Raw genomic sequence first — 26591 nt, forward strand, 5'->3', positions numbered from 1 at the left:
TGCCGTGAAGACCTTCATTGCACAGCGCTGGCACGGCCTCGTCGGCTGGCGCACCCTGTTCTGGCGCGACCTGCTGGTCGTCGGCACCAGCCTGAACCTGCTCATGACCGGGCTGGCACTGGCGTTGCTGTCGCAGGACGCGCCCATCCAGTGGGTGCTGCTCGCGCACCTGCTGCCGCTGCCCTACAACCTGCTGATCGTGTCCTCGATCTGGTCGGCACCGCAGCGGCCGAAGATCGTGCTGGGCGCAAGCGTGTTCTGGCTGGTGCTGTTCGTGGCCGTGTGAGTCGCCACCGGGCGCGACAATCCGGCGCATGAGAACCCTGCTGCTCTACCTCGCCACCGCGCTGGCCGAGATCATCGGCTGCTACCTGCCCTGGCTGTGGCTGCGGCCGGCGGCGCCGTGGCGCTGGCGGGCATGGCCATCATCGCCTTCCAGCCGCACTGAACAATGAACACAGCCCGCACGTGAATCCCCACACCGTCACCCGCGGAAAGCTGCCCGCCGCCATCTGGGTGCTGGGCTTCGTGAGCCTGCTCATGGACATCTCCTCCGAGATGATCCACAGCCTGCTGCCGCTGTTCATGGTGGGCACGCTGGGCGCGAGCGCGCTGGTGGTGGGTCTGGTGGAAGGGCTGGCCGAGGCGACGGCGCTGGTGGTCAAGGTGTTCTCGGGCGTGCTCAGCGACTGGTGGGGCCGGCGCAAGGGCCTGGCGGTGGCCGGCTACGCGCTGGGGGCGCTGAGCAAGCCGCTGTTCGCGCTGGCGCCGGGCATGGGCCTGGTGCTCACCGCGCGCCTGCTGGACCGCGTGGGCAAGGGCGTGCGCGGGGCGCCGCGCGACGCGCTGGTGGCCGACATCGCACCGCCGGACATGCGCGGGGCCGCCTTCGGCCTGCGCCAGTCGCTGGACACGGTGGGCGCCTTTCTCGGGCCGCTGCTGGCCGTGGGTCTGATGCTGCTGTGGGCCAACGACTTCCGCGCCGTGTTCTGGGTCGCCGTGGTGCCAGGCCTGCTGGCGGTGGCACTGCTGGTGGCCGGGGTGCGCGAGCCCGATCGGCCCGCGGGCCAGCGGCGCGGCAACCCGATCCGGAGCGAGAACCTGCACCGCCTGGGCGGCGGCTACTGGTGGGTGGTGGGCGTGGGCGCGGTGTTCACGCTGGCGCGCTTCAGCGAGGCCTTTCTGGTGCTGCGGGCCGAGCAGAGCGGTGTGCCGCTGGCCCTGGTGCCGCTGGTGATGGTGGCGATGAACGGTGTGTACGCGGCCTCGGCCTATCCCTTCGGCCGGCTGGCCGACCGCATGGACCACCGCACGCTGCTGGCGCTGGGCCTGGTGGTGCTGATCGCGGCCGATCTGGTGCTGGCCAGCGGCACGCACTGGTGGACGCTGCTGGCCGGTGTGGCGCTGTGGGGCGTACACATGGGCATGACGCAGGGCCTGCTGGCCACCATGGTGGCCGACACGGCGCCGGCCGACCTGCGCGGCACGGCCTTCGGCTTCTTCAACCTGGTCAGCGGCGGGGCGCTGCTGCTGGCGAGCGTGGTGGCCGGTGTGCTGTGGGACCGGCTGGGCGCGTCCTTCACCTTCCACGCCGGCGCGGTGTTCAGCGCGCTGGCGCTGGGCGGCCTGCTGCTTCAGCGCTGTGCTTCGCCCGGGCCGGCCTCCCGGATCTCGTAGCCTTCGGCCGCAGCCTCCCGAAGGCAGTCGGCGTCGGGTGCGCACATCAGCACCGCGGCACCGTCGACGTAGAACTGCTGCACCTGCACGCCGTCGGCCCCGACCGCACGCCCGGTCTGGCGGATGGCGTCGAGCGAACCGTTCTGGGGATGCTCCAGAAACAGCTCGTTGAACACCCCCTGCTCGACGCCGTGCTCGAACATACCTTCGACCACGTGCAGCAGCCGGCCGTCGGCGGCGAAGTGCTGCAAACGGCCCCGGCCGTGCCAGCGACCGTCGCGCACAGGGCCGGTGTAGCGCAGGCGGCTGCGGTCGGCGCGCACGAACTCCTGGGTGCCGACGCCCTGGGCCAGGCCGTTGCGGCAGTCGCCGCTCCAGGTGGTGCTTTCGCCCGGCGGCGGGTCGGCCTCGGCGGTGATCCACATCGCGCAGCGGCCGTCGCGCGTGGGAAGGGTGTGGCCCTTGCGGTCGGCGGCCTGTGCGCTGCCGAGGGCCGCAAAAAGAAAAGCCGCCGAAGCGGCCCGGATGGTGTGGCGTTTCATGAGGACTCAGCCTGCGCGGACAAGCCGCGGAGAAGCGCCGGATTATCCCGTTTCATCTTCAAGGCAGCCGGCCCCGCTACCATCGCCGCATGCACTTCTTCGACGCCGACGCCACCCGCTCCGCCCTGCCCTTCGACCGCCTCATCCCCGCCCTGCGCGAACGCTTCGCGGGCGGCTGCGAGGCGCCACCGCGCCATGTGCACGAGATCGTCAACCCGCTGGGCGAGGCCGGCCAGGACGCCGCCGGCCGGCGCGTGACCTCGCTGATCATGCCGGCCTGGATTCCGGGCAAGCACTACGGCGTGAAGATCGTCAACATCGCGCCCGGCAACGCGCGCCGCGGCCTGCCCGGCCTGCACGCCACCTACCTGCTGTTCGACGCGCGCACCGGCGTGCCGCTGGCGCAGATGGACGGCGACGTCATCACCGCGCGCCGCACCGCGGCGGCCTCGGCGCTGGCCGGTTCCTACCTCGCGCGCGAGGAGGCCAAGCACCTGGTGCTGGTGGGCGCGGGGCGCGTGGCGCGGCTGCTGCCCGCGGCCTGGAAGACCGTGCGCCCGATCGAACACGTCACCGTCTGGGCCCGCCGAGAGAGCGAGGCGCAGGCGCTGGCGGCGCAGCTCGCGCGCGAAGGCTTCTCGGCCAGCGCCAACACCGACCTGCCCGGCGCCTGCGCCTCGGCCGACATCGTCAGCTGCGCCACCATGGCCAACGAGCCGGTGGTGCGCGGCAGCTGGCTCGCGCCGGGCGCCCACCTGGACCTGATCGGCTCGTTCACCCCCGCGATGCGTGAGGCCGACGACGCCTGCTTCGAGCACGCACGGGTGTTCGTCGACACCGACGAGGCCCTGACCAAGAGCGGCGACCTGCTGGTGCCGATGCAGCACGGCGTCTTCAGCGCCAACGAGGTGCGCGGCACGCTGACCACGCTCTCGCGCGGGGTCGCCATCGGCCGCAAGAGCCCGGGCGAACGCACGGTTTTCAAGTCGGTCGGTAACGCGCTGGAGGACCTGGCCGCCGCGATTCTGGTGAGCGAGTCGCGCGGCTGAGACCGCCGCCTTCTGCACCCGCCCGCGCCGGCATCAGGGTCAAGCGCGCGACCGGACAATGCCGCGATGCACCCGAACCGCCACCCCAACCGCCGGGATGTCCAGCTGGGCCTGGGCGCCGCGCTGCTGGCGCACGCCTGGCCCGCCGCCCACGCCCAGACGGCCCGCCCCGCCGCTTGCCCGCCCCTGCTGGCGCACCGCTTCCCGCGCCTGCAGGACGAGGCGCCGCAAGACCTCTGCCAGTACGCGGGCCAGGTGCTGCTGGTGGTGAACACCGCCAGCTACTGCGGCTTCACGAGGCAGTACGAAGGGCTGGAAGCGCTGCACGCGAAGTACGCGGCGCGCGGCCTGGTGGTGATGGGCTTTCCGTCCAACGACTTCGGCCAGCAGGAGCCGGGCGACGCGAAGCAGATCGCCGAGCTGTGCTTCAACACCTACGGCGTGAAGTTCCCGATGTTCGCCAAGACCGTGGTCAGGGGCACCGGGCGCAACGCCTTCTACGAGCAGCTGACCAAGGCCACCGGCGCCGTGCCGCGCTGGAACTTCCACAAGTACCTGGTGGCACGCGACGGCCAGACCGTGCGCAGCTTCGCCAGCGAGGTGGAGCCCGGCAGTGCACCGCTGATACAGGCGATCGAGGCGGCGCTCAAAACCGGCTGACCTGAGGCGGTTCAGTCGGGCGCGTCTTCGAGGGGCGGCAGCAGGTCGCCTCCTGGGTTCAACCGCGAAGCGCTGGCCTGCAGCCGCGCCATCAGTTCGCTGAACCGCCGGCGCTCCGCGTCGCTGAACGGGGAGAGCAGCTCGCGCTGGATCGCCGCGATGCGCGGGAACACCTCGCCGTACACGCGCCGCCCCTCGTCGGTCAGGTACACGTGCACCTCGCGCCGGTCCGACGGCTTGGGTTCGCGCCGCAGCAGGCCCTTGTCCGCCAGGCTGGTGATGGCGCGCGAGGTGCGGGCGCGGTCTAGCATGGCGCGCACCGCCAGTTCGGACGACTGCACACCCTCCACGTCGGCCAGGCAGGACAGCACGCGCCACTCTCGCCGCGTGATGCCGTAGTCGCGCTCGCACATGCGCACCACCAGTGGCCCGGCCGTGGCGTGGATGCGGTAGAGGCGGTAGAGCAGCAGGTCGTTCTGCTGCTGCGGGTGCTGGAGCGGGTCGTCGGCGCTCATGGGTGGCGGGTCGGCAGAGGGCTCAGGGAAAACACCGGGAACGATTGATTTCTGCAATTGATTGTCGCTGCCTAGCATGCGGACCTGCAGCGGGGCAAACCCGTTTGACATACGACAAACCGGAGACACACCATGAACAAACGCCACCTGCTGGGCGCCGCCGCCGCGCTCGCCACCCTCTGTGTGCTGCCCCTGCCCGCGCTGGCGCAGGACAAACCGCCGCTGAAGATCGTCGTGGGCTTTCCGCCCGGCGGTTCGGCCGACCTGCTCGCGCGCCTGCTGGCCGAGGGCCTGAAGAACGACTTCTCGTCGGTGATCGTGGAGAACAAGCCCGGCGCGGGCGGCCGCATCGCGCTCTCGCATGTCAAGCGCGCGCCCGCCGACGGCCAGACCGTGGTGCTGCTGCCCAGCGGACCGATGGTGCTGTTCCCGCACGTCTACAAGAAGCTGGACTACGACGCGGTGGCCGACTTCACGCCGATCTCGCAGATCGCGCACTTCCAGTTCAGCGTGGTGGCCGGCCCGTCCGCAGGCGCCAAGACCGTGGCCGAGATGCTGGCCAAGGCCAAGGCCGCGCCCGGCAGCGCCACCTACGGCACGCCCGGCTCGGGCACGCTGCCGCACTTCATGGGCGTGATGTTCGGCCAGAAGGCCGGCGCCGAACTGACGCACGTGCCCTTCCAGGGCGGCGGCCCGGCCAACACCGCGCTGCTGGGCGGCCACATCCAGTACAAGTTCGACGTGGTCACCGAGACCGCCGAGCTGCACCGCTCGGGCAAGGTGCGCATCCTCGCCGTGACCGGCGCGCAGCGCGACCCGCAGGTGCCCGAGGTGCCCACGCTCAAGGAACAGGGCGTGGACATGGTCGCCACCGCCTGGTTCGCCATGTACGGCCCGGCCGGCCTCAAGCCCGAGGTGCGCGACATGATCAGCGCCGCCGTGGCCAAGGCGGTGCGCACGCCCGCGCTGCGCGCCAAGCTGCTCGAGCAGGGCTACGAGCCGGTGGGCTCGACCCCGGCCGAACTGGCCACCGCCCAGGCCGCCGACCTCAAGCGCTGGGAAGGCCCGATCAAGGCCACCGGCGTGCAGCTGGACTGACCTTCCCGTTTTTTTCTCAGGATTTCCATGAACCGCTTCCGTCGCCACACCGTGGCCGCGCTCGCCTGCGCGGCCCTTCTGCCCTTCGCCGCGTCGCACGCCCAGGCCCCGGCCTGGCCCGCCAAGCCCGTCACCTTCGTCAACAACTTCCCGCCCGGCGGCCCGTCGGACCTGCTGGCGCGTTCGGTCGCCGCCGTGCTGCAGGCGGGCCTCAAGCAGCCCTTCGTGGTGGAGAACAAGGCCGGTGCCAGCGGCAACATCGGCGCGGCGCAGGTGGCCAAGGCCACGCCCGACGGCCACACCGTGCTGGTCGGCATCGACACCACGTTCACCATCAACCCGCACCTGTACCCGACCATGCCGTTCAAGCCGGGGGACCTCAAGCCGGTGGTGATCATGGCCTCGTCGGGCCTGCTGCTGGGGGTGAACCCCGGCACCGGCATCAAGAGCTTTGGCGACCTGCTGAGCCAGGGCCGCAGCAAGGGCCTGAACTTCAGTTCGGCCGGCAACGGCAGCCCGGGCCACTTGGCGGCGGCCACGCTCGGCAACAGCACGCCCGTCAAGGCCCTGCACGTGCCCTACCGCGGCAACACCCCGGCCGTGACCGCCATTCTCAGCGGCGAGGTGGACGGCGGCATCCTGGCCACGCCCGGCATGCTGCCGCATGTGCAGAGCGGCCGGATCACTGCGTTGGCCGTCACCAGCGCGCGCCGCTCGCAGCTGGCGCCGCAGCTGCCCACGGTGGCCGAGCTGGGCTTCAAGGCGCTCGAATCCGAGGTGCTGTACCTGGTGATGGTGCCCGCCGCCACGCCCGACGCCGTGGTGCAGGCCCTGGCCACGGGCATCACCGACGCGCTGCAGCGACCCGACGTGAAGGAGCGCATGAAGGGCCTGGACCTGTTCTTCGAAGGCCAGACCGGCGCCGCCGCGGCCCAGCGGCTGGCCGACCTGAACACGCGCTACGGCCAGATCGTGCGCGCCACCGGCATGAAGGCGGACTGAGATGAACCTGCCCCCACGCTCCCCCGCTGCGCGCGGTCCGCTGCCCCCCGAGGGGGGCGTCAGTGCCTTCGGGCGGCCGGGCGCCACTGACATGAAACGTCCCAACATCATCTACATCGTCAGCGACGACCTGGGCTACGCCGACCTGGGCTGCTACGGCGGCCGGCCCGCCGGCTTCGGCGCGGTGTCGCCGAACATCGACGCCCTGGCCGCCGGCGGCCTGCGCCTGACCGAGGGCTACAGCAACTCGCCCGTGTGTTCGCCCACGCGCTTTGCCATGGCCACCATGCGCTGGCAGTACCGGCTGCGCGGCGCGCTGGAAGAGCCCATCAACAGCCGCAGCAAGGGCAGCGACACACTGGGCCTGCCGCCCGAAATCCCCACCCTGCCCTCGCTGCTGAAAGACGCCGGCTACCGCACCGCGCTGATCGGCAAGTGGCACCTGGGCTACCCGCCGCATTTCGGCCCGCTGCGCTCGGGCTACGAAGAGTTCTTCGGCATCATGGCCGGCGGCGTGGACTACTTCACCCACTGCTCGTCGAATGGCGACCACGACCTCTACATCAACGACGACACCCACAAGGAGGTCGGCTACCTGACCGACGTGTTCTCGAACAAGGCGGTGGAGCATGTGAAGGCGCGCGCCGCCGAGGCCCGCGCCGGCACACCGTTCTTCCTGAGCCTGCACTACACCGCGCCGCACTGGCCCTGGGAGACGCGCGACGACGCGCACGTGGCGCCCGAGGTGGCGAAGAACCTGTTCCACCTGCACGGCGGCAACGTCGAGGCCTACCGCCGCATGATCCACCACATGGACGAGGGCATCGGCTGGCTGGTTGCCGCGCTGCGCGAGGAAGGCCTGCTGGAGAACACGCTGATCGTCTTCACCAGCGACAACGGCGGCGAGCGCTTCAGTGACAACTGGCCGCTGGTGGGCGGCAAGATGGACCTGACCGAGGGCGGCATCCGCGTGCCCTGGATCGCCCACTGGCCGGCCGTGGTCTCGGCCGGTTCGGTGAGCGGACAACACTGCCTGACCATGGACTGGTCGGCCACCATGCTCGAACTCGGCGGCGGCCAGCCCCACCCCGACTACCCGCTGGACGGCGTGTCGCTGGCGGCGCTGCTGCACGACCCGGCCCACCGCTTCGAGCGGCCCATGGCCTGGCGCATGAACCACCGCGGCCAGCGCGCGCTGCGCGAGGGCGACTGGAAGTACCTGATGGTGGACGGCCACGAGTACCTGTTCAACATCGCCGCCGACGCGCGCGAACGCGCCAACCGCGCGCCGCTGGAACCGCAGCGCCTGGCCGACATGCGCCAGCGCTGGCTGGACTGGGACGCCAGCCTGCCGCCGATTCCGGCCGACGCCACGGTGAGTCTGGGCTACGGCGCCAAGGACATGCCCCAGCGCTGACCCACGGTTCGCCACCGCCCGGTAGCATCGGTGCTGGCCGACGGCTGGATCGGCCCCCGACGCAAGGAGCTGCACCATGTCCCGTCTGCCCACCTACTACGTCTCGCACGGCGGCGGCCCCTGGCCCTGGATGCGCGAGCAGACCGGCGGCCGCTACGACCGCCTCGAAGCCTCGCTGCAGGCCATGGCCAAGGCCCACGAAGGCCAGGTGCGCGCAATCCTGATGGTCACCGCGCACTGGGAGACGCCCGACTTCACGCTGTCGTCGTCGGCCCAGCCGGGCATGCTCTACGACTACTACGGCTTCCCGCCCCACACCTACCAGGTCCACTACCGCGCCCCCGGCTCGCCCGAGCTGGCGCAGCGCGCGCTGGAGTTGCTGCAGGCCGGCGGCGTGACGGCCCGCCTCGACCCCGAACGCGGCTTCGACCACGGCACCTTCTCCGCCCTGCAGGCCGCCTACCCCGAGGCGCAGATTCCGGTGGTGCAGCTCTCGGTGCTGCAGAGCTTCGACCCCGCCGCCCACATCGCCGCCGGCCGCCTGCTGGCGCCGCTGCGCGACGAAGGCGTGCTCATCATCGGCAGCGGCCTGAGCTACCACAACCTGCGCCTGCTCAACGCGGCCGGCACCGTGCCCTCGCAGCAGTTCGACGCCTGGCTGCAGCAGACACTGACCGCGGCCACACCCGACGAGCGCGAAGCGCAGCTGCTGCAATGGGAGCAGGCGCCGTCGGCCCGCATCGCGCATGCGCGCGAAGACCACCTGATCCCGCTGATGGTGGCGGTGGGCGCGGCGCACAGCGACGCCGGCGCCTGCGTCTACCACGAGGACCTGTTCATGGGCGTGGTGGCAGCGTCGAGTTTCCGCTTCGGGGCGGTGGCGGCGGGCTGACGCGGGCGGCGCACGCCCACCGGCGCCTTCTCGCCCACCACGTCCACCACCCAGTCCACGAACACGCGCAGCTTCGCGCTCACGTACCGGTTCGGCGGGTACGCCAGGTACAGCGGCATCGGGTCAAAGCGCCAGCCATTGAACACGGGCACCAGGTCCCCGCGGGCCGCGTGTTCATCGGCCATATAGGTGGGCAGCAGCAAGACCCCCAGCCCGGCCAGGCCCGCCGCCAGATAGGCGTTGCCGTCGTCCAGCGCCAGCACATGGCGGCCCTGCACGGTGACGCGCTCATCGTCACCGCGCTGCATGGCGTAGGGCGGCACGCGGCCGCTGCGCATGCTCATGAACCCCACGATGCGGTGGTGCGAGTTCTCCAGGTCCTGGGGGTGTTCCGGCATGCCGTGGCGCTGCAGATAGGCGGGCGCGGCGTAAGCGCCGATCTGCAGCTCGCCCACCCGGCGCGCGACCAGCGACGGGTCGGTGATGTCGCCCCCGCGGATCACGCAGTCCACGCTGTCGCCGATCAGGTCCACCATGCGGTCGCTCACGCCCATGTCGATCTGGATGTCGGGGTACATCGCATGAAAGCCCGGCAGCGCGGGCACGAGCACGAAGCGCGCGAGCGGGCTGGGTACGTCCACGCGGAGCCGGCCGCGGGGTGAGGTCTTGGCGCTGGAGAGGCTGGTCTCGGCGTCGTCCAGATCGGCCAGCAGACGCACCACACGCTCGTAGTAGGCCGCGCCGTCGGCCGTCACCTGCACCTTGCGCGTGGTGCGGTGGAGCAGCTTCACGCGCAGGTGCGCTTCAAGCTGCTGGATGAGCTGGGTCACGCTGGTCTTGTTCAGGCGCAGTGTGTCGGCCGCCTTGGTGAAGCTGCCGGCCTCCACCACACGCGCAAATGCCTGCATGGCATCGAATCGGTCCATGGCGTTTCCCAGGGCCTCCGTGATTGTTCGGATTCCGCAAAAAGTGTTTGTGGTGGTAGCCGGTTGATGCGCGCGAGCGGCGTTCCTAGACTCCCCGACCTTCCCAACCATTGTTTCAGAAAGCCGATCCATGACCAGCCCACGCGACGTTGTTTTCCCCGCCGGCCGCCAGGCCTTGTACGAGCAGAACCGCTACTCGCCCGCCATCCGCTCCAACGGCTTTCTGTTCGTCTCAGGCCAGGTGGGCAGCCGGCCAGACGGCTCGCCCGAGCACGATCTGCCCGCGCAGGTGCGCCTGGCGTTCCAGAACCTCAACAGCATCCTCGAAGCCGCAGGCTGCAGCTTCAAGGACGTCATCGACGTGACCGTGTTCATGGTGAACCCGGAGCAGAACTTCGAGGTGGCCTGGCCCGTGGTGCAGGAGCACTGGGGCGAAGCACCGCACCCCACACTCACCGGCATCGGCGTCACCTGGCTCTTCGGCTTCCAGTTCGAAATCAAGGTGATTGCAAAGCTGCCTTCGTGAACTGGCGGAGCAAGCCTCTGCCCCTGGATTTCGGCCCGCACCGCCCCCGTACGCGAAACCAACTCCGCTCCGCCGGACCCCGGCAGGCCCTGTCGCTCAGGCCATCGACAAGCCGCTAGACTGCTGCACAGGTGGCGGCCGCAATCCGTCGGGTTTGTCGAATCTGTTGAACCTGGTCAGGCTTCCGGTCGAACGCGATACAGGGTGATTTCAAATGGCTTTTGGAGGTGTCATGCGACTTTGTTTAACGACTGGCAAAGGTGTTGTCCTCCGCTTTGCGGGATAGATCACAAGTTAGGCGTCACAGGACATGCCGCAGGGCCATCCCATCCTCGCCGAGTTTCAACGCGCCCTCCAAGCGCACTACACCTGCTACATCATGGCGACGATGGGCATGAACTCGGCTCGCGCGGTCTACGCCAACGCGGCCCCCTCGAACCGCGTCTTCATTGGTCCACGAGACCCTTCAAAGCACCGAGCGACTGCGAGCATGAGCCAGCTTGAGCTTCACTCCAAAATGAAGCCTGATGGCGAGTTTTCAGATGTTTTGGCAAAGGCGCTACTCGTTGAGATCTACTCTGAGTGGGAGGAGTACTTTCGCCCACGCTTTGCAACCGCCATCGGGACCGAGAAGAACATGGTTCGGTGCGATCTACTTGGTGACCTTCGCCAGATCCGAAACTGCATCGTTCATGATCGATCAACGCTCGCGACGAAACATACCAAGCTGACCGCCCTGCGTTGGTCACTCAAACCGGGGCCCCTACTCGTCACTAAAGACATGTTCAGCACATTCGTTGATCAAGCGAACGACCTTGAAGTCACCGTCGAGCCGTAGCACGGTGACGCCTCGTATTCCCCAGCATCATCCCCAGCCCCATGAAGCGTCTGCCCTCTCTTTGCCACATGTCCGCCCACTGGTTGTGGGCGCTCGGTCTCTGCGTGAGCCTCGCCGGTTGCGGGCCCGATACGGTGGGGGCGGCCGCCACGGCCGCCAAGCTGCAGGCCGACAGCGCAGAGCGCGCCCAGGCACAGGCGGCGAAACTCAAACAGGACCTGGAAGCCGCCGTCAAGGCGAGAGAAGCGTCGACCGCTGCGGCCGATCAGTAGCGCGGGAGAACGGTCGGGTAGAGGCGCGGAGGCGGCCGCGCTATCAAAGCCCCGGCGCCGCCAGCACCCCGGTGAACGCCTCCACCCCCGGCCGCGCCCGCCCCTGCGGTGCCCGCGTCGGTGTGCCCATACTCACGAAGCAGATCGCATGCTCCCCCGGCCCCAGGCCGAACAGTTCGCGCACGGCTTTGGATTTCAAGCCCTTGCCCGAGGTCAGCGCCGAGCCGTAGCCCAGCGCGGTGGCCATCAGCAGCAGGTTCTGCACCGCGCAACCGGCCGAGAGGGTGCGCTCCAGCACGTCCACCTCGGGGTCGCCGCGGTCGTCGTCCACCACCAGCAACAGCAGCTCGGGCGCGCGCTCGGCCTTCTCGCGCGCCTGCGCCTGCTGTTCGGCGGTGGCGTCGGGGTCGCGTTCGATCAGGGCCTGCGCCAGCGCGTCGCCCAGCCTCCCGCGCTGCGCTGTCGGGATGCGCACGAAGCGCCAGGGCAGCAGCTGGTTGTGGTCGGGTGCGGTGGCGGCGGCGGCCAGGCACTGGCGCAGCTGGTCTTCGGACGGGCCAGGCGCCACCAGGCGTTTGGGCAGCGTGGTGCGCCGCGTCTGCATCAGCTCCAGCAAAGGGATCATTCAAGCACCTGTCCGTCGTGCTCCACATAGGGCAGGTAGGGGCCGGTGCCGCTGTGGTCCGACTCCGAGGCCGGCACGAAGGCGCCGCGCACCGCATCGAACACATGCACCTCGCCCTGTTCGATCACGTAGTGCCAGCCGTGCAGCGTGAGGTGGCCGGCCTCGACGGCGCGGCGCACCATGGGGTAGTCCATCAGGCGCATCAGCTGCAGCACCACGGCGCGCTGCTCGGTGCGGCACAGCGCCTCGGGGCTGGGCTGCACCGGCAGCAGAGCCTCGTCGGCCAGCCGCAGCCAGGCCTTGAGGGCCACCGCCTCTTCCGGTGCGCCTTCGTAGGCGGTGCGGATGGCGCCGCAGTGGCTGTGGCCGCAGACGATGATGCGTTCAACCTTCAGGCCAAGCACCGCGAACTCGATCGCCGCCATCGTTCCATGCAGCCCGTGCGACTGGTCGTAGGGCGGCACGAAGGCGCCCACGTTGCGCACGATGAACAGGTCGCCCGGGGCGGCACCCGTCAGCAGGTAGGGCACCAGGCGCGAGTCGCTGCAACCGATGAACAGGGTCTTGGGGTGCTGGCCCTGCGCCACCAGGTCCTGAAAGCGCTGCTGGTGGCGGGGGAAGTAGTCCTCGTGGAAATCGCGCAGGCGCAGCAGGAGGTCGTCGGGCATGGCGGTCTCCGGCTCAGCGCGTCACTGCACCAGGGGCGAGTCCGCACCTTCGAGTTCGATGCCTTCCACCTTGGCCTGCCCCACCAGCAGCCGCATGTACTGCCGCAGCGCGGTCGCGCGCGACTGGTGCTGCAGGCGCTGGCGGATCGCGTCGGCCACCTCTTCGTAGGCGGGCAGGGTGCCCTTCTTGCGGCCCAGCACCTCGATGATGTGCAGGCCGAAGCGCGTGTGCACCAGGCGCGGGTGCACGCCCATGCCCCAGCGCGAGTCGCTCTGGAAGAACAGCTCGTTGGCCAGTTCGGGCGCACAGTCTTCGGGCGTGACCCAGCCCAGGTCGCCGCCTTCGGCGCTGGACGGGCAGTTGGACAGCTCGGCCGCCAGCTGCTCGAAGCGGCCGGGCGGCACGTCCTTGCGGATCAGTTCCAGCAGCGCGGCTTCGGCGCGCTGCGTCAGCGCGTGCACGTTCACACCCGGCGTGACGGCGAACAGAATGTGCCGCACATGCAGTGCCTGGCCAACGATGAAGTGGTTCTTGTTGGCTTCGTAGTAGCGCTGGCACTCGTCGTCGGTCGGATCGGGCGAGACGACCTCGTCGTCGGTCATGGCCTCGATCACGTGGCGCTCGGCCTCGTTGAGCGTGGGCGCCACCAGCCCGCTGAAGCGGGGCAACAGGCCCTTGTGCACCGCGCGCTGGCGCAGCAGTTCGGTGTAGGCGCGCTCGCGCAGGGTCTCGGCGTCCAGTGCCTCGCCCGGCTCGTGCAGCGCGATGCCGTTGATGCTGGCGGGCACGATCTGCATCTGGCCGGAGCAGGCGCAGTGCGCGCTGCCGCAGCCTTGGGAGGTGCTGTCGCTCATGGTCATTCCTTGTTGCATGTTCAGCGACCCCGCTGGCTCAGGGGTTGCTGGGGCGTCATGCCGACGCGGCGGCTGCGCACCACCTGGTAGGGGCGCGTGATGTAGGCCAGCGTGCCGAAGCCGCTCCACACGTGCACCAGGCGGGTGAACGGGAAGATCAGGAAGATGCTCATGCCCAGGAACATGTGGGCCTTGAACACCCAGCTGGCATCGGCGATCAGCTCGGCCGCGCCACCGCGGAAGGTGACGATGCGCTGCGCCCATTCGGCCAGCAGCATCATCATGCCGCCGTCCAGGTGCTGGGCCGACAGCGGGATGGTGGCCAGGCCCAGCGCGAACTGCGCCCACAGCAACCACAGCAGCACGATGTCACTCGTCTTGCTGGTGGCGCGGATGCGCGCGTCCGACAGGCGGCGGTGCAGCAACAGGCTCACGCCGATGAAGCCGAACAGGCCGAACAGGCCGCCCGAGACCATGGCCATGAGCTGCTTGGCGCCCGCGGTCATGAAGGGCTCGTACACCGCGTGCGGCGTGAGCATGCCCACCGTGTGGCCGAAGAACAGGAACAGGATGCCGACGTGGAACAGGTTGCTGCCCCAGCGCAGCTGTCCCTTGCGCAGCAGCTGCGACGAATCGCTCTTCCAGCTGTACTGGTCGCGGTCGAAGCGGATCAGGCTGCCCAGCAAAAAGACAGTGAGCGCGATGTATGGATAGATGCCAAAGACGAAGTTGTGGAAGCCGTTCATGCTGCGACTCCTTGAGAAGCGTTGGATTTCTGGCGGACGATGTGGATGGGCTGTGCCTGGCCGGGCCGGTTCTGGCCGCGGGTGGCGCAGCCGTCGAAGGCCTCGGGCTCTGCCCAGGCCTCGTCGAGCGCCTCGTCGGCCTTGAAGGGCACGGCCTCGGCCTTCTGGCCGGCCAGCTCCAGCACGGCGGCGACGACGGCGGCGTAGGGGCTCTCGCGTTTGAGCAAGGCGCTGAAGATGGCGTTCAGGATGTGCGCCACCTCGCCGAGGAAGGCCTTGGCCAGCGCGGGCGGCTGGGTGGAGGCGAACTCCAGCACCACGCCCAGGTGGTCGGGCAGCTCTTCGGGGCCGAGGTAGAGGCCGGCCTTCTCGTAGGTCTGCACCAGGTCGATCATGGCCGGGCCGCGGTCGCGCGAGTCGCCATGCACATGTTCGAACAAATGCAGCGAGGTGGCGCGGCCACGGTCGAAGGTCTCGACGTAGCGGGCTTCCACCTCCAGCGGGTCGCGGCGCACCAGGTCGGCGGCCAGCGCGCGCAGCTCGGCGCGGCGCGCGGCGGGCACCGCGGCCTCTTCGTCGATGGCCGCGATCAGCGGCGCCAGCTCGCTGCGCAGCTGCGCATCGGGGTAGGCCAGCAGGCGCGCCAGCGCGCGCAGGGAATAGCGGGTGTTCTTCATGGCGTTTCCTTTCAGACCACCGACTGGATCGGGATGGTGCGGCGCTTGCTGCCACCGAACAGGCTGGTTTCCGAGGCGCCGTCCGAGCAGCCGTTGCCGAACGAGAAGCCGCAGCCACCGCGCAGGTCGAAGGCGTTTTCGGCGTACTCGCGGTGCGAACTGGGAATGACGAAGCGGTCTTCGTAGTTGGCAATGGCCATGATCTGGTACATCTCCTCGACCTCGGCGCGACTCAGGCCGGTCTGCTCCAGCACCTTGAGGTTCTCCACGCCGTCCACGTGCTTGCCGCGCTGGTAGGCGCGCATGGCCAGCATGCGTTCGAGCGCGCGCACCACCGGCGCGGTGTCGCCCGCGGTCAGCAGGTTGGCCAGGTACTGCAGCGGAATGCGCATCTGGCTGAAGTCGGGCAGCTCGCCGTTGGCACCGATCTGGCCGGCGTTGGCGGCGGCGCTGATCGGCGAGAGCGGCGGCACGTACCAGACCATGGGCAGGGTGCGGTACTCGGGGTGCAGCGGCAGCGCGATCTTCCAGTCGATGGCCATCTTGTAGACCGGGCTCTTGCGCGCGCCTTCGAGCCAGCTCTCGGGGATGCCGTCGGCACGGGCCTGCTCGATCACGGCCGGGTCGTTGGGGTCGAGGAACAGGTCGAGCTGGGCCTGGTAGAGGTCCTTCTCGTCGGGCACGCTGGCGGCCTCGGCGATGCGGTCGGCGTCGTACAGCACCACGCCCAGGTAGCGGATGCGGCCCACGCAGGTCTCACTGCACACGGTGGGCTGGCCGGCCTCGATGCGCGGGTAGCAGAAGATGCACTTCTCGGCCTTGCCGGTCTGCCAGTTGTAGTAGATCTTCTTGTAGGGGCAGCCGCTGACGCACATGCGCCAGCCGCGGCACTTGTCCTGGTCGATCAGGACGATGCCGTCGTCCTCGCGCTTGTAGATCGAGCCCGAGGGGCACGATGCCACGCACGCCGGGTTGAGGCAGTGCTCGCACAGGCGCGGCAGGTACATCATGAAGGTGTTCTCGAACTGGCCGACCATGTCCTTCTGGACCTGCTCGAAGTTCGCGAGGTTGGCGTCCGCGCTGCGCTTGCTGAACTCGCCGCCCAGGATTTCTTCCCAGTTCGGGCCCCACTCGATCTTCTCCATGCGCTGGCCGGTGATCAGGCTGCGCGGCCGTGCGGTGGGCGCGGCCTTCACTTCGGGCGCCGACTGCAGATGGTCGTAGTCGAAGGTGAAGGGTTCGTAGTAGTCGTCGATCTGCGGCAGGTTGGGGTTGCTGAAGATCTTCATCAGCAGCGACCACTTGCCACCCTGCTTGGGCACGATGGACCCGTCGGCCTTGCGGACCCAGCCGCCGTTCCACTTGTCCTGGTTCTCCCATTCCTTGGGGTAACCGATGCCGGGCTTGGTTTCCACGTTGTTGAACCAGGCGTATTCCACGCCGGGGCGGCTGGTCCAGACGTTCTTGCAGGTGACCGAACAGGTGTGGCAACCGATGCACTTGTCCAGGTTCAGCACCATCGCGATTTGGGCACGTACTTTCATCTTGTTTTCTCCTGTGCTGATCAAGCCTGGACCGTGTCGTTGCCTTCGCCGTCGAGCCAGTCGATCTTGCGCATCTTGCGCACGATGACGAACTCGTCGCGGTTGGTGCCGATGGTTCCGTAGTAGTTGAAGCCGTAGCTGAACTGCGCGTAGCCGCCGATCATGTGGGTCGGTTTGGTCACGATGCGGGTGACCGAGTTGTGGATGCCGCCGCGGGTGTTGGTGATCTCGGCACCGGGGGTGTTGATGATCTTTTCCTGCGCGTGGTACATGAGCACCATGCCCGGGTTCACGCGCTGGCTCACCACCGCTCGCGCCGCGATGGCGCCGTTGGTGTTGAACAGCTCGACCCAGTCGTTGTCGGCGATGCCGGCATTCTTCGCGTCGTCTTCGCTGAGCCAGATCACCGGACCGCCGCGGTTGAGCGTGAGCATGTGCAGATTGTCGCTGTACGTGCTGTGGATGCCCCACTTCTGGTGCGGCGTGATGAAGTTGAGGCTGATCTCCTTGTTGCCGTTGGGACGGCGGTCGATCATGTCGCCCACGGTCTTGAGGTCGACCGGCGGGCGGTAGCTGGAGAGGCCCTCACCGAAGGCGAGCATCCAGGGGTGGTCCAGGTAGAACTGCTGGCGACCGGTGAGGGTGCGCCATGGGATCAGCTCGTGCACGTTGGTGTAACCGGCGTTGTACGAAACCTTCTCGGACTCCAGCCCGGACCAGGTGGGCGAGCTGATGATCTTGCGCGGCTGGGCCTGGATGTCGCGGAAGCGGATCTTCTCGTCCTCGCGGTGCAGGGCCAGGTGGGTGTGGTCGCGGCCGGTGATCTTGCTCAGAGCCTCCCAGGCCTTCACGGCCACATGGCCGTTGGTCTCGGGCGCCAGCTGCAGCACCACCTCGCAGGCGTCGATGTCGCTGTCGATGCGGGCCAGGCCCTTGGCCGCACCCTCGGTGTGCACGGTGCCGTTGAGTTCCTTGAGCTGGCCGACCTCGGTCTGGGTGTTCCAGCCGATGCCCTTGCCGCCGTTGCCCACCTTGTCCATCAGCGGGCCCAGGGCGGTGAAACGGGCGTAGGTGTTGGGGTAGTCGCGCTCGACCACCGAGATGCTCGGAGCAGTGACGCCCGGGACCAGATCGCACTCGCCCTTCTTCCATTCCTTGACGTCAAACGGCTGGGCCAGCTCGGACGCGGTGTCGTGCATCAGCGGCGTGAGCATGAGCTCTTTCTCGACCCCCAGGTGGCCGACGCAGACCTCGCTGTAGGCCTTGGCGAAACCTTTGTAGATCTCCCAGTCGCTCTTGCTCTGCCAGGCCGGGTCCACCGCGGTGGACAGCGGGTGGATGAAGGGGTGCATGTCGCTGGTGTTGAGGTCGTTCTTCTCGTACCAGGTGGCGGTGGGCAGCACGATGTCCGAATACAGGCAGGTGGTGCTCATGCGGAAGTCCAGCGTGACCACCAGGTCCAGCTTGCCTTCGGGCGCCTGGGCGTGCCACTCGACTTCAGTCGGTTTCGCATCGTTGGGCCCCAGGTCCTTGCCCTGCACGCCGTGGGTGGTGCCCAGCAGGTGCTTGAGGAAGTACTCGTGGCCCTTGCCGCTGGAGCCCAGGATGTTGGAGCGCCAGACGAACATGTTGCGCGGCCAGTTGGCCGGGTGGTCCGGGTCCTCGCAGCTCATCTTCAGCGAGCCGTCCTTGAGCGCCTTGACCGCGTAGTCCTTGGGGTCCATGCCGACGGCGGTGGCGTCTTTCACCACCTGCATCGGGTTGGTCTGCAGCTGCGGTGCGCTGGGCAGCCAGCCCATGCGCTCGGCGCGCACGTTGTAGTCGATCAGGCTGCCGCCGAACTTCGATTTGTCGGCCAGCGGCGAAAGGATCTCGTCCACGCCCAGCTTCTCGTAGCGCCACTGGTCGGTGTGGGCGTAGAAGAAGCTGGTGGAGTTCATCTGGCGCGGCGGACGCACCCAGTCCAGCGCAAACGCGAGAGCGGTCCAGCCGGTCTGCGGGCGCAGCTTTTCCTGGCCCACGTAGTGCGCCCAGCCACCGCCGCTCTGGCCGATGCAGCCGCACATCATCAGCATGTTGATGATGCCGCGGTAGTTCATGTCGCTGTGGTACCAGTGGTTCATGGCCGCGCCGATGATGACCATGGACTTGCCCTTGGTCTTGTCGGCGTTGTCGGCGAACTGGCGCGCCACGGCGATCACCTGGTCGCGCTTGACGCCGGTGATCTTCTCCTGCCAGGCGGGCGTGTAGGGCGTGTCCTGGTCGTAGCTGGTGGCGCCGGTGTCGCCCGGCAGGCCACGGTTCACGCCGTAGTTGGCGACCGTCAGGTCGAACACGGTGGCGACCAGCGCGTAGCGCTCTTCACCGGCCTTGCCCAGCTTGATGCGGCGCACCGGCACCTGGCGCACCAGCACGTCGTCGGTGGCGCTGGCCTGCTTGTTGGCGGTGAAGTTGGGGGTGTCGATACCGCCGAAATACGGGAAGGCGACCTCGCCCACTTCGTATTCGCTGCCCTCGCCTTCCATCAGGCTGAGCTTGAGCTTGACCTGCTCGTCGCCGCGCGCTTCCTTGTCTTCCAGGTTCCACTTGCCGGCGTCGGTGCGGCCTTCGGCGCCCCAGCGGAAACCGATGGAGCCGTTGGGCAGCACGACCTTGTCGTCCTGGTCGATGGCGACCGTCTTCCAGTCGGGGTTGTTGGCCTGGCCCAGCTTGCCGTTGAAGTCGCTGGCGCGCAGGTAGCGGCCGGGCACCACGACCTTGCGGCCGTCGGGCAGGGTACGCTCTTCCAGCTGCACCAGGTTGGGCATGTCGGTGTAACGGCGCACGTAGTCGTCGAAGTACGACGAGCGCTTGTCGAAATAGAACTCCTTGAGGATCACGTGGCCCATGGCCATGGCAATCGCCGCGTCCGTGCCCTGCTTGGGGTGCATCCAGAGGTCGCAGAGCTTGCTGATCTCGGCGTAGTCGGGCGTGATCGCCACGGTCTTCGCACCCTTGTAGCGGACTTCGGTGAAGAAGTGGGCGTCGGGCGTGCGGGTCTGGGGCACGTTGGAGCCCCAGGCGATGATGTAGGTGGAGTTGTACCAGTCGGCCGATTCGGGCACGTCGGTCTGTTCGCCCCAGACCTGCGGGCTGGCCGGCGGCAGGTCGCAGTACCAGTCGTAGAAGCTCATGCACACGCCGCCGATGAGCGAGAGATAGCGCGAGCCGGCGGCGTAGCTGATCATGGACATGGCCGGGATGGGCGAGAAGCCGATCACACGGTCCGGGCCGTACTTCTTGGCGGTGTAGACGTTGGCGGCGGCCACCAGCTGGTTCACTTCGTCCCAGGTGCTGCGCACCATGCCGCCCAGGCCGCGCTGCTGCTGCCATTCGCGTCGGGCATCCTGGTTCTCGACAATGGCGGCCCAGGCGTCCACCGGGCTCCTGGCCACGGCCAGCGCGGCGCGCCAGTGCTGCAGCAGCTTGCCGCGCACCATCGGGTACTTCACGCGGTTGGCGGAGTACAGGTACCAGCTGTAGGACGCGCCACGGGCGCAGCCGCGCGGCTCGTGGTTGGGCAGGTCGGCGCGGGTGCGCGGGTAGTCGGTCTGCTGGGTTTCCCAGGTGACGATGCCACCCTTGACATAGATCTTCCACGAGCAGGAGCCCGTGCAGTTCACGCCGTGGGTGGAGCGCACGATCTTGTCGTGCGCCCAGCGGTCGCGGTAGGCGTCTTCCCAGGTGCGGTCCTCGCCGGTGGTGATGCCGTGCGAACCGGAGAAGCTTTCAGTGGGAGCCGTGAAATGGCTCAGGCGGTCGAGGAAGTGACTCATCGTGGGGGTCTCCGAAAAAAGCGTGTCTTGGGGGCGCTCAGGGGTTCTTGATCTCGGCACCCTTGCGCAGGTAGAACCACCAGTTCAGCACCAGGCACAGGGCGTAGAAGACGGCGAAGCCGTAGAAGGCGAGCTGCGGGGTGCCGGCCTTGATGTACTGGCCGATCAGCACCGGCGCGATGAAGGCGCCGTAGGCGGCGACCGCCGAGGTCCATCCCAGCACGGGGCCGGCCTGGGCGCGGTCGAAGATCACGCCGATGGTGCGGAAGGTGGAGCCGTTGCCGATGCCGCTGGCGAAGAACAGCACCATGAACAGGCCCAGGAACATCGGGAAGTACTGCTCGGGCGTGGCCGAGCTGTAGGCCTGCATCATCACGTAGCCCACGGCCACGGCGGCGGCGGCCATGACCGCGGTGATCACCTGGGTCACGATGGAGCCCCCGATCTTGTCGCTGATCCAGCCGCCGATGGGCCGCACCGCGGCGCCGACGAAGGGGCCGATCCAAGCGTAGGTGAGGGCCGAGGGGGCGTTGGGGTTCTTCAGCGTGTGCTGCATGACGCCGGCCGCGTCGGGGATGTGCTGGAAGCCGAAGATCACGGTGATGGCCAGGGGCAGCGCCATCGAGAAGCCGATGAAGGAACCGAAGGTGACGATGTAGAGCGCGGTCAGCGACCAGGTGTGCTTGTTGCTGAAGATGGCGAACTGCTTCTTCACGCCTTCCTTCATCTCGCCGAAGGCGGCCAGGCGCATCACGGCCAGCGCCATCACGATGTCCAGCGGGATCGCGACCCACATGCTCAGCACGCCCAGGCCGGTGGGCTTGGGCAGGTAGAGCCAGAGCATGAACACCGTGGGCACGAAGGCCAGGGTGTAGAGGTAGGTGATCTTGGCGAACGCGACGATCGGGCTGCCGGTGTTGGGCGAGACGGTCTTGAGGTTGCTCATGCCGAACCAGCACAGCGCGCCCAGCGGCACCAGCGAGAACACCCAGGCGAAGCCGGCGTTCTGTACCCAGGTCGGTGTGCCGGCGGCGATCTTGCCGAACAGCCAGCCGCTGTCCTTCACCAGCGTCATGGGCTCACCGCCGAAAGCGCCCAGCAGCGGCAGCGTCATGACCACAGGGATCACGATCTGCATCGTGGTCACGCCGAAGTTGCCCAGGCCGGCGTTCAGGCCCAGCGCCGTGCCCTGCAGGCGCTTGGGGAAGAAGGTGCTGATGTTGGACATCGAGCTGGCGAAGTTGCCGCCGCCCACGCCCGACCACAGGGCCATCAGCTGGAAGGACCACAGCGGCCACTCGGGGTGCTGCAGCACGATGCCGGTACCGATCGCCGGGGCCAGCAGCATCGAGGTGGTCAGGAAGATGGTGTTGCGGCCACCGGCCAGGCGGATCAGGAAGGACGCCGGGATGCGCATGGTGGCGCCGGAGATGCCCGCGATGGCGGTCAGCGTGAACAGCTCGGCCTGGGTGAAGGGGAAGCCCAGGTTGAGCATCTGCACGGTGATGATGCCCCACATGCCCCAGACCGCGAAGCCGCACAACAGCGCGGGGATCGAGATCCAGAGGTTGCGGTAGGCGATCTTGCTGCCGGTGGTGTTCCAGAAGCGCTCGTCTTCGGGACGCCAGTCCTGGACGTCCGCGCCCGTGGACGCGCCGGGTGAGGCGATGGTTTTGGTGTGGGTGTTCATGGGGTGTGGAACCGGGGTGATCAGTTCTGCAGGGAGAAGGACTTGGCGTTGGCGCCCATGACCTCGGTCTGGCGGACCTCGGTCCAGTACATCCAGATCAGCGAGACCCAGACCACGCCGTACATCAGCATGAAGGCGCTGGAACGAATGCCGGTGAGGTCCATCAGAACGCCGAACAGGATCGGCAGCACGAAGCCGCCCAGGCCGCCAGCCAGGCCGACGATGCCGCTGATGGCGCCGATGTTCTTGGGGTAGTCGTCGCTGATGTACTTGAAGACGCTGGCCTTGCCGAAGGCCCAGGCCACGCCCAGGATCGCCATCAGGCCGGTGAAGGTGTAGACGTTCAGGCCGATGTGGAAGGTGGTCGGGCCGTTGACGGTCTGCACCGTGAAGTCGGTCTGCGGGTAGCTCAGCAGGAACAGGCAGATCCAGCTCACCCACAGCACCCACCAGGTGACCTTGTGGGCGCCGTACTTGTCGGAGAGCACGCCGCCGATGGCGCGCAGCACGCCGCCGGGCAGCGAGAAGCAGGCGGCCAGCAGCGCGGCCACGCGGATGTCCAGGCCGTATTCGCCCACGTAGTACTGCACCATCCACAGCGCCAGCGCCACGTAGCCGCCGAACACGATGCTGTAGTACTGGCAGTACTTGAGCACCTTGGGGTCCTTGAGCGCCTGCAGCTGGTCGCTGAACTTCACGTTGCTGGGCACCAGGTGGGCGGGGTCGCTGTGGCTGAACAGCCAGAACAGCACCAGGGTGCCGAGCATGATGGCCGCGTACACCTGCGGCACCATGGTCCAGCCGAAGGCCACCAGCAGCACCGGCGCCACGAACTTGTTGACTGCCGAGCCCGAGTTGCCGGCACCGTAGACGCCCATGGCCATGCCCTGGCGGCTCTTGGGGAACCAGCGCGCCACGTAGGGCGTGCCGACCGAGAAGGAGCCGCCGGCCAGACCCACGAACAGGCCGATGACCAGGAAGTGCCAGTACTCGGTGGCGTAGCTCATCAGGTAGATGGCCGGCACGGTGATCGCCATCAGGGTGGCCATGACGATGCGGCCGCCGTAGCGGTCGGTCCAGATGCCCAGGGGCACCCGGATCAGCGAGCCGGTGAGCACCGGCATCGCGGTCAGCAGACCGAACTCGGTCGCGTTCAGGTTCAGCATCTTCTTGATCGGGATGCCGATCACGCCGAACATCATCCAGACCATGAAGCAGACCGTGAACGCCAGCGTGCTGACGATCAGGACGGACCAGGCCTTTCTTTCATTTCTCAGCTCTGAAGTCATGTTTTCTCTCCGAAAGACGTGGCATGAATGTCCCTTTTCAGGGGAGGGCTGAACATCCGCCGGAGGCACACGTGGCCGCGGCAGAAGGACGAGGGGTCACCCCATCGGCATCGTCCTGAAGAACTATAGTCCGTGTTTTGCGGTGTGATTTGATTTACATCAAGTCGATGTCGGACAGCGTCCTGCCGGAACCAGGCAGGAATCACCTTGAATATAAGTAATTAATAAATTACATTGGTGACCATGCCGCTCCCGAACACCCCCAAACAAGCCACCGAACAGCGCCAGGCCAGCCTGGTGTCGGCGGCGCTCGCGTTGGCCGCACAGCACAGCCCGGCCAGAGTGACCACCGCCGACCTGGCCCGAGCGGTGGGGCTCTCGCAGGGCGCGGTGTTCCGCCACTTCGAGAGCAAGGAAGCGATCTGGCTGGCGGTGATCGACTTCGCGCACCAGGCCCTGCTGGCACGGCTGCACACCGCGGCCCAGTCGCATGTGCAGCCGCTGACCGCGCTGCGTGCGGTGTTCATGGCGCACGTGGATTTCGTGGTGGAACAGCCGGGTGTGCCGCGGGTGATCTTTCAGGAGCTGCAGCACCCGGAGGACACAGCACTGAAGGCGCGCGTGCGCGTGCTGATGCAGGACTACCGCTCGCTGGTCACCCGACTGCTGCAGCAGGCGCAGGCGGCGGGGCAGCTGGCACCAGGCACCGACCTTCAGGCCAGTGCGGTGCTGTTCATCGGCTCGGTGCAGGGGCTGGTGATGCAGTCGCTGCTGAGCGGACAGGTCGGGGCCATCCGCACGCTGGCACCCGCGGTGTTCGACCTGTTCCAGCACGCTGTTGCCGCACCCACCAACCCCACACGGCGCCCCCCGGAGACCACCGAATGAAGACAAATCCACAAACCTCGCGCCGGCTGCTGCTGGGCGGCCTGGCGCTGGCCCTGGTGGGTGCGCTGGCGTTTGTGGCGCTGCGCACCGGGCCGCTGGCGCCGGTGAAGGTGCAGGTGACGCCAGTGACCAAGGGCCGCGTGACACCCGAGATCTTTGGCATCGGCCTGGTCGAGGCGCAGCGCAGCTGGATGGTGGGGCCCACCACGGCCGGCCGTGTGCTCGGCGTGCGGGTGGACGCGGGTCAGACGGTGCAACCGGGTCAGGTGCTGGCAGAAATGGACCCGGTGGACCTGGACCAGCGGCTGGCGGCACTGGACGCCTCGCTGGCCCGTGCGCAGAGCGTGCAGCGAGCCGCCGATGCGCAGCTTGGCGATGCGCAGGCGCGGCGCACGCTGGCGATGGCGAACCTGAAGCGCAACGAGGAACTGGCGCGGCAAGCCTTCATCAGCCCCGGGGCGCTGGAGGCACGCACACAAGAGGTGGCGTCGGCCCATGCGGGCGTGGCCGCCGCACAGGCCAACCTCGGTGGCAGCACACAGGACATCGCGCGGCTGCGCGCCGAGCGCGCAGCCCTGGCACAGCAGCGCAGCAACCTGAGGCTGCTGGCCCCCGGCACGGCGGTGGTCACGGCGCGCGAGGCCGAAGCCGGCACCACAGTCGTGGCGGGCCAGGCCGTGCTGCGGCTGATGGACCCGGCCAGCCTGTGGGTGAAGCTGCGGGTGGATCAGGGCCGAAGCGCCGGACTGGCGCCAGGACTGGTGGCGAGCATCGCCCTGCGCTCGCGCCCGGGCGAGACGGTGATCGGCAAAGTGGCCCGGGTGGAGTCGCTGGCCGATGCCGTGACGGAGGAACGGCTGGCGATGGTGGCATTTGACAGCCTGCCCGCCGGCGTGTCGGTGGGCGAGATGGCGGAAGTGACGGTGCAGTTGCCCGCTGCCCCCGAGCGCCTGCTGCTGCCCAATGCGGCCGTGGTGCAGCACGAGGGAAAAACCGGGGTGTGGCGGCTCACGGATGGCGTTCCCGCCTTCTCGCCGGTGGTGCTGGGGGCCCAGGGTCTGGACGGTCAGGTGCAGGTGCTCGAAGGCCTGAACGAAGGCGACACGGTGGTGCTGTACAGCCAGACCGCCCTGAAGCCGGGGGCACGCATCGCAGTGGTGGACAGGCTGGTTCCGTCGGGAGCAGCAAGGTGATCAGCCTGGCGGGCCGCGACATCCTGCACGGCTGGAGCAAGTACGTGCTGACCGGGCTGGGCCTGGGGCTGCTGATCGGCGTGACGCTGACGATGGCGGGCGTGTACCGAGGCATGGTGGACGACGCGCACGCGCTGCTGGCCAACAGCCGCGCCGACCTCTGGGTGGTGCAGAAGGACACGCAGGGCCCGTACGCGGAATCGTCGAGCATCAAGGACGACGTGGTGCGCAGTATGCGCGGCATGCCGGGGGTGGCCGCGGCGGCCAATGTGGCCTATCTGACGATGCAGGTGCAGAGGAATGGCCGAGACCAGCGCGTGATGGTGGTGGGCATGGAGCCGGGCATGCCCGGCGCGCCGGGCTACCTGGTGGCGGGACGGCACATCACGCGCAACCACTACGAGGCGGTGGCCGATGTGAAGACAGGGTTCGCGCTGGGCGATGTGGTGCGCATCCGCCGCCACGACTACACCGTGGTGGGACTGACGCGGCGCATGGTGTCCTCGGGCGGCGACCCGATGCTGTTCGTGCCGATGAAGGACGCGCAGGAAACGCAGTTCCTGAAAGACAACGACGCCATCGTCAACGACCGCGCGCGCACCGCCGCCAATCCGGCCTTCAACCGCCCGGGCAGCCCCGGCCTGCTGGAGGCGGTGCAAAGCCTGCAGACCAGCAGCCGCAGCGTGAACGCGGTGCTCGTACAGATCGCACCGGGCTTCACACCCGAGCAAGTGGCCGGGCCGATCCGGCGCTGGAAGCACCTGAGCGTGCACACCCGCGACCAGATGGAAGACATCCTGATCGTCAAGCTGATCGCCAATTCGGCCAAACAGATCGGCATGTTCCTGGTGATCCTGGCCATCGTGAGCGCCGCCATCGTGGCCTTCATCATCTACACCATGACCATGGGCAAGCTGCGCGAGATCGCGGTCCTCAAGCTCATCGGTACACGCGACCGCACCATCGCCGGCATGATCCTGCAGCAGGCCCTGGGCCTTGGCCTGATCGGCTTCGCCGTGGGCAAGGTGGCGGCCACGGTGTGGGGACCGGCGTTCCCGAAATACGTGCTGCTGCTTCCGGGCGACGCGGTGGCCGGCCTGGTGGCCACGCTGCTGATGTGCGCGCTGGCCAGCACGCTGGCGATTCGCGTGGCGCTCAAGGTCGACCCCGGCGCAGCGATCGGATGA

General features: G+C 68.2%; 26 protein-coding genes and 1 pseudogene. 15 read left to right on the forward strand and 12 right to left on the reverse strand.

Going from position 1 to position 26591, the window contains the following annotated elements:
• Positions 1-4 precede the first annotated feature (4 nt).
• The 3 genes and pseudogenes from DD542_RS17100 to DD542_RS17110 all read left to right on the forward strand — a co-directional run bounded on the left by DD542_RS17100 (position 5) and on the right by DD542_RS17110 (position 1677).
• Positions 5-286, forward strand: a complete 282-nt coding sequence (locus DD542_RS17100) for a hypothetical protein (protein WP_066157473.1) — start codon at positions 5-7, stop codon at positions 284-286.
• 28 nt (positions 287-314) lie between these two features.
• Positions 315-392 (forward strand): annotated as a pseudogene (locus DD542_RS24015) (hypothetical protein); the annotation flags it as partial.
• 148 nt (positions 393-540) lie between these two features.
• Positions 541-1677 carry an MFS transporter gene (locus tag DD542_RS17110; RefSeq protein ID WP_241559807.1) on the forward strand — a complete coding sequence of 379 codons (1137 nt, stop codon included), beginning with the start codon at positions 541-543 and terminating at the stop codon, positions 1675-1677.
• Here DD542_RS17110 and DD542_RS17115 read toward each other — a convergent pair.
• Positions 1635-2219 carry a hypothetical protein gene (locus DD542_RS17115; RefSeq protein WP_127806467.1) on the reverse strand — a complete coding sequence of 195 codons (585 nt, stop codon included), beginning with the start codon at positions 2217-2219 and terminating at the stop codon, positions 1635-1637. The genes DD542_RS17110 and DD542_RS17115 overlap by 43 nt on opposite strands.
• An 89-nt stretch (positions 2220-2308) precedes the next feature.
• On the opposite strand from DD542_RS17115, the gene DD542_RS17120 reads away from it, so the two are divergent.
• Both DD542_RS17120 and DD542_RS17125 read left to right on the forward strand, forming a co-directional pair.
• Positions 2309-3268, forward strand: coding sequence for an ornithine cyclodeaminase family protein (locus DD542_RS17120; protein ID WP_127806468.1), 960 nt, complete (start codon positions 2309-2311; stop codon positions 3266-3268).
• 66 nt (positions 3269-3334) lie between these two features.
• Positions 3335-3928, forward strand: a complete 594-nt coding sequence (locus DD542_RS17125; protein WP_127806469.1) for a glutathione peroxidase — start codon at positions 3335-3337, stop codon at positions 3926-3928.
• A gap of 11 nt (positions 3929-3939) precedes the next feature.
• Here DD542_RS17125 and DD542_RS17130 read toward each other — a convergent pair whose 3' ends face one another.
• Positions 3940-4443 (reverse strand): MarR family transcriptional regulator, encoded by a 504-nt coding sequence (locus DD542_RS17130; protein WP_164868421.1) that lies wholly within the window; start codon positions 4441-4443, stop codon positions 3940-3942.
• 132 nt (positions 4444-4575) lie between these two features.
• Here DD542_RS17130 and DD542_RS17135 point away from each other — a divergent pair, with 132 nt between their 5' ends.
• From DD542_RS17135 to DD542_RS17150, 4 genes are all read left to right on the forward strand, one after another.
• Positions 4576-5541 (forward strand): tripartite tricarboxylate transporter substrate-binding protein, encoded by a 966-nt coding sequence (locus DD542_RS17135; protein WP_127806471.1) that lies wholly within the window; start codon positions 4576-4578, stop codon positions 5539-5541.
• 27 nt (positions 5542-5568) lie between these two features.
• Positions 5569-6543, forward strand: a complete 975-nt coding sequence (locus DD542_RS17140) for a tripartite tricarboxylate transporter substrate binding protein (protein ID WP_127806472.1) — start codon at positions 5569-5571, stop codon at positions 6541-6543.
• Positions 6544-6634: 91 nt separating this feature from the next.
• On the forward strand, positions 6635-7960 hold the full coding sequence (locus DD542_RS17145; protein WP_127806473.1) for a sulfatase-like hydrolase/transferase: 1326 nt from the start codon (positions 6635-6637) through the stop codon (positions 7958-7960).
• Between the two features lie 76 nt (positions 7961-8036).
• Entirely contained in the window at positions 8037-8852 is an 816-nt protein-coding gene (locus tag DD542_RS17150) for a class III extradiol ring-cleavage dioxygenase (protein ID WP_127806474.1), read from the forward strand.
• Here the strand turns inward: DD542_RS17150 and DD542_RS17155 are convergent.
• Positions 8780-9778, reverse strand: a complete 999-nt coding sequence (locus tag DD542_RS17155) for a LysR family transcriptional regulator (RefSeq protein WP_127806475.1) — start codon at positions 9776-9778, stop codon at positions 8780-8782. The genes DD542_RS17150 and DD542_RS17155 overlap by 73 nt on opposite strands.
• 130 nt (positions 9779-9908) lie before the next feature.
• Here DD542_RS17155 and DD542_RS17160 point away from each other — a divergent pair, with 130 nt between their 5' ends.
• From DD542_RS17160 to DD542_RS17170, 3 genes are all read left to right on the forward strand, one after another.
• Positions 9909-10304, forward strand: coding sequence for a RidA family protein (locus DD542_RS17160; protein ID WP_127806476.1), 396 nt, complete (start codon positions 9909-9911; stop codon positions 10302-10304).
• A 310-nt stretch (positions 10305-10614) separates the two neighbouring features.
• Positions 10615-11142, forward strand: a complete 528-nt coding sequence (locus DD542_RS17165) for a hypothetical protein (protein WP_127806477.1) — start codon at positions 10615-10617, stop codon at positions 11140-11142.
• 41 nt (positions 11143-11183) lie between these two features.
• Positions 11184-11414, forward strand: coding sequence for a hypothetical protein (locus DD542_RS17170; RefSeq protein ID WP_127806478.1), 231 nt, complete (start codon positions 11184-11186; stop codon positions 11412-11414).
• 43 nt (positions 11415-11457) lie between these two features.
• On the opposite strand, the gene DD542_RS17175 is transcribed toward DD542_RS17170, so the two are convergent.
• The 9 genes from DD542_RS17175 to DD542_RS17215 are packed head-to-tail and all read right to left on the reverse strand — an operon-like array spanning position 11458 to position 23323.
• A complete protein-coding gene (locus DD542_RS17175; protein ID WP_127806479.1) occupies positions 11458-12039 on the reverse strand; it encodes a nitroreductase in 582 nt (193 codons plus the stop codon).
• On the reverse strand, positions 12036-12707 hold the full coding sequence (locus DD542_RS17180; RefSeq protein WP_066157514.1) for a carbonic anhydrase: 672 nt from the start codon (positions 12705-12707) through the stop codon (positions 12036-12038). Before DD542_RS17180 ends, DD542_RS17175 begins: the two co-directional genes overlap by 4 nt.
• A 21-nt stretch (positions 12708-12728) precedes the next feature.
• Complete coding sequence (locus tag DD542_RS17185; protein WP_241559582.1) at positions 12729-13562, reverse strand: peptidylprolyl isomerase; 834 nt, start codon at positions 13560-13562, stop codon at positions 12729-12731.
• Between the two features lie 20 nt (positions 13563-13582).
• Positions 13583-14308 carry a respiratory nitrate reductase subunit gamma gene (narI, locus tag DD542_RS17190; protein ID WP_066157520.1) on the reverse strand — a complete coding sequence of 242 codons (726 nt, stop codon included), beginning with the start codon at positions 14306-14308 and terminating at the stop codon, positions 13583-13585.
• Positions 14305-14985: a nitrate reductase molybdenum cofactor assembly chaperone gene (narJ, locus tag DD542_RS17195; RefSeq protein ID WP_079364241.1), complete on the reverse strand. Its 681-nt coding sequence runs from the start codon at positions 14983-14985 to the stop codon at positions 14305-14307. The genes narI and narJ overlap by 4 nt, the downstream gene beginning before the upstream one ends.
• An 11-nt stretch (positions 14986-14996) precedes the next feature.
• Positions 14997-16529, reverse strand: a complete 1533-nt coding sequence (gene narH, locus DD542_RS17200; RefSeq protein ID WP_066157525.1) for a nitrate reductase subunit beta — start codon at positions 16527-16529, stop codon at positions 14997-14999.
• 20 nt (positions 16530-16549) lie between these two features.
• Positions 16550-20344, reverse strand: a complete 3795-nt coding sequence (locus DD542_RS17205; protein WP_127806480.1) for a nitrate reductase subunit alpha — start codon at positions 20342-20344, stop codon at positions 16550-16552.
• Between the two features lie 37 nt (positions 20345-20381).
• Complete coding sequence (locus DD542_RS17210) at positions 20382-22034, reverse strand: MFS transporter (protein ID WP_127806481.1); 1653 nt, start codon at positions 22032-22034, stop codon at positions 20382-20384.
• Positions 22035-22054: 20 nt separating this feature from the next.
• On the reverse strand, positions 22055-23323 hold the full coding sequence (locus DD542_RS17215) for a nitrate/nitrite transporter (protein WP_127806482.1): 1269 nt from the start codon (positions 23321-23323) through the stop codon (positions 22055-22057).
• Between the two features lie 243 nt (positions 23324-23566).
• Between DD542_RS17215 and DD542_RS17220 the strand changes: the two genes are divergently transcribed.
• Genes DD542_RS17220 through DD542_RS17230 form a run of 3 tightly spaced genes read left to right on the forward strand, consistent with a single transcriptional unit; the run spans position 23567 to position 26591 of the window.
• Entirely contained in the window at positions 23567-24211 is a 645-nt protein-coding gene (locus DD542_RS17220) for a TetR/AcrR family transcriptional regulator (protein ID WP_127806483.1), read from the forward strand.
• Positions 24208-25404 carry an efflux RND transporter periplasmic adaptor subunit gene (locus tag DD542_RS17225; protein ID WP_127806484.1) on the forward strand — a complete coding sequence of 399 codons (1197 nt, stop codon included), beginning with the start codon at positions 24208-24210 and terminating at the stop codon, positions 25402-25404. The genes DD542_RS17220 and DD542_RS17225 overlap by 4 nt, the downstream gene beginning before the upstream one ends.
• Entirely contained in the window at positions 25401-26591 is a 1191-nt protein-coding gene (locus DD542_RS17230; RefSeq protein WP_066157542.1) for an ABC transporter permease, read from the forward strand. The genes DD542_RS17225 and DD542_RS17230 overlap by 4 nt, the downstream gene beginning before the upstream one ends.

Origin of the sequence: Hydrogenophaga sp. NH-16, from assembly GCF_004006415.1 — a bacterium.
GTDB classification, from domain to species: Bacteria; Pseudomonadota; Gammaproteobacteria; order Burkholderiales; family Burkholderiaceae_C; genus Hydrogenophaga; species Hydrogenophaga pseudoflava.